A 3,013-nucleotide genomic window follows, 5' to 3' on the forward strand; every position below is an offset into this window, starting at 1 on the left:
TGTTCCACGCGCCGGCAGCCGCAGGGCCTGAGCTGTTGGTTACTCCGTGAAGTAGGTGTCGTAGATTTCCTGGTACTTGCCGCTGTCACGGATCGCTGTCAGCTGCTCGTTGACGGCGGCGACCAGCTCTTCGCTGCCCTCCTTGGCCATCGCGAAGCCGTACTTCTCATCGGTTTCGTATTTCTCGGCGATGGTGAAGGCCCCGTCCTCGGTGTGTCCGAGGTTGACGGGCAGGTCTTGGAGGAGGGCGTCGACGTTGCCTGCCTGGACGGCCGCGTACATCTCGGCGTCACTCGGGAAAGCGACCACCTCGGTGTCGGCGGGTACGTTCTCACGCGTGTAGGTCTCTCCGGTGGTGCCCTGCTGGACGCCCACCGACTTTCCGGCGAGGTCGTCAATGCCGGTGACATCGGAGTCGGCGGGAACCAGCAGTGACTGCAGCGAGTCGTAGTACGGATCCGAGAAGGCGAGGTTGGCCTGGCGCTCCTCGGTGATGGTCATGGCGCTCGCGCCGATGTCGCACTGTCCGGCGGCGATGGTCGCACCACTCTGGAGGCCGTCGAATCCGACATCCTGGACGACGAGTTCGAGGTCCATGCCCGTGGCGATCTCCCTCATGAGGTCGATATCGAAGCCGGTGTACTCACCGTTCTCCTCGAACTCGAAGGGAGGGAAGGGGATATCGGAGCAGACGGTTAGGTTGCCCTCCGACACGAGGTTCAGCCCGCCTTCCGCGGCGGGCTCGTCGGAGCCGCCGCAGGCGGTCAGTGCCAGGGTTCCGGTGGCCAGCACGGCCAGGAGTGCATTTCTCTTGAAAATCATGGGATACCTCGATCGGACGGGAGGGCGGAAATAGGGGGCATACGCGAGCCTGAATGATTCTACTGCGATTTGAGATGTGCATCACAGGCTACAGGCATTGCCTATTGGTAACCAACCCCGGGCCTGGTCGGCTGGTCAGCTGGTCAGACCGAGAGCCTGGATCATCGGACGGAACTTGCTCCAGGTTTCGGCCAGCTCCGCTTCAGGCTGTGATCCCTCCACGATCCCGCAACCCGCATAGAGGCGTATCCGCGTAGGGGTTTCCACCACCGCACCGCGCAGTGCGATGCCCCACTCGCCGTTGCCCTCGGCGTCCATCCATCCCACCGGTCCCGCATAGGGTCCGCGCTCGAGGTGCTCGAGCTCCCGGATGAGGGCGCCCGCCACCGTAGTGGGCGTGCCGCACACCGCCGCGGTGGGATGGAGGGCCTCGACCAGCGCCAGCGACGTCGGCACCCGCCCTCCGCCGTCGGGGGTCAGCTGCGCTGTGACATCCGAGGCAAGATGCCAGACATTTGGCAGCTGGAGGACGAACGGCTCGCTGTGCGAGGTCATGGAGCTGGTGAAGGGCTCGAGCTGGCGCGTGAGCGAATCGATGGCGATCGAGTGTTCGTGCAGCTGCTTCCCGGAGCCGGCCAGGACGCGCTGCGGGTAGTCCGGGTCGCCGGCCGGCGCGTTCGCCCGGTCGAGGGTGCCGGCCAGCACCCTGGCCCGGGCGGTGTTGTTCTCGACCTTGATGAGCATCTCGGGCGTGGAGCCGATGAGCCCGTCCACGGAGTAGGTCCAGCAGTCCTCATAGCGGACGGCCAGCTCACGGAGCACCTGCGCCGTGCCGATGGGGGCGCCGAGTCGGGCGACGATGTCACGGGCGAGGACCAGTTTGCTCAGCCCGCCGGCCTGGACGTGCCGAACACCCTCGGCGACCGCCACCAGATACTCATCCTCACTGAGGATCCCCGGGGCCAGCTGGTCCCCGCTGTGGGGAGCGCGCTCGGGTGCGACATCATCGAGGTACGTCGCGAGCACCGCTTCCGCCGCTTCAGGGGTCACCTCCGCGCCGGCGTCGCCGGTGATGTAGGTGAGCCAGCTCTGGCCGTCGGAGCAGCCCACCACGATCTCCGGCACGATCAGCCGGGACTCGTACGTCGAGGTCTTCGAGAACGCGAAGGATCCGAAGGCGATGAGCCCAGTACCTGGCTGCCGGAGTGGATTGTCGACGTCGGCAGTCGCCAGCTGGTCGCGCCACCAGTCCTGCGCCTCTGCGAAACGGCCCGGCCCCGTGGCGGTGAACCGTGCGCTCTCACCGTAGGCGACGAAGCCGCCGCCCCGTCGCATCCACGTGTGGGCGTCGTTGCGTGCCAGATAGTCGAGCAGCCCGGTATCCGGTTCGATCGGGCCCCTCGACAGGGTGATGCTTCGGAGTCCGCCGGTCCGCCCGCGGGCGGGCGCGGGCGCAGTCAGGGACGGATTGCTCATGGTGCCTCAAGCCTACTCCGGCGGGGGAGGAGCCCGATGCGGCGTCGATCGGCGCTGGCCAGGGGCCCCTCCAGCGGTCGGGCGGCGGGTATTTGTTTGAGACAATGGGCAGGTGAAACGTGCATCCCTTGAGAAGCGTCCGGATGAAGTAGCGGCCATGTTCGACGATGTGGCACCGAAGTACGACATCGTCAACGACGTCCTGTCCATGGGCCAGGCGCACCGCTGGCGCCGGATCGTCGTCGATGCCGTGGGCGCCAGGCCGGGGCAGCGCGTCCTCGATCTCGCCGCCGGCACCGGCACCTCGAGCGAACCGTATGCGGACGCCGGGATCGACGTCGTCGCGTGTGATTTCTCCCTCGGGATGCTTACGGTGGGGAAGCGCCGTCGGCCGGACATCAATTTCGTGGCCGGCGATGCGACGAACCTCCCTTTCGCCGATGATTCCTTCGACGCGAGCACCATCTCCTTCGGGCTGCGCAACGTTCACGAGCCGCTCAAGGCCCTAGCGGAGATGCTGCGCGTCACCAAGCCCGGGGGGACACTGGTGATCGCCGAGTTCTCGCAGCCCACTGTCGCGCTGTGGCGCACCCTGTATACCGAGTACCTGATGCGTGCCCTCCCCGCGATTGCCACGAAGGTCAGCTCCAACCCTGAGGCGTACGTCTATCTCGCCGAGTCCATCCGGGCCTGGCCAAACCAGGACGAGCTTGCG

The 3,013-nt window shown here is 66.5% G+C and carries 3 protein-coding genes; 1 reads left to right on the top strand and 2 read right to left on the bottom strand.

Annotated elements, in window-relative coordinates:
• Window positions 1-39: 39 nt before the first annotated feature.
• Both Y705_RS0110070 and Y705_RS0110075 read right to left on the bottom strand, forming a co-directional pair.
• On the bottom strand, window positions 40-822 hold the full coding sequence (locus Y705_RS0110070) for a transporter substrate-binding domain-containing protein (RefSeq protein ID WP_173401073.1): 783 nt from the start codon (window positions 820-822) through the stop codon (window positions 40-42).
• Between the two features lie 135 nt (window positions 823-957).
• Window positions 958-2,298 carry an isochorismate synthase gene (locus Y705_RS0110075; protein ID WP_049822576.1) on the bottom strand — a complete coding sequence of 447 codons (1,341 nt, stop codon included), beginning with the start codon at window positions 2,296-2,298 and terminating at the stop codon, window positions 958-960.
• Between the two features lie 112 nt (window positions 2,299-2,410).
• On the opposite strand from Y705_RS0110075, the gene Y705_RS18995 reads away from it, so the two are divergent.
• The coding region (locus Y705_RS18995) for a demethylmenaquinone methyltransferase (protein WP_155850020.1) at window positions 2,411-3,013 on the top strand (603 nt) is incomplete at its 3' end.

This window comes from Arthrobacter sp. H41 (genome assembly GCF_000520535.1).
In the GTDB taxonomy this organism is placed as follows: domain Bacteria; phylum Actinomycetota; class Actinomycetes; order Actinomycetales; family Micrococcaceae; genus Arthrobacter_D.

Coding starts and splice junctions, on each gene's coding strand:
- Y705_RS0110070 (WP_173401073.1), bottom strand. CDS start 822: ATGATTTTCAAGAGAAATGCACTCCTGGCCGTGCTGGCCACCGGAACC.
- Y705_RS0110075 (WP_049822576.1), bottom strand. CDS start 2,298: ATGAGCAATCCGTCCCTGACTGCGCCCGCGCCCGCCCGCGGGCGGACC.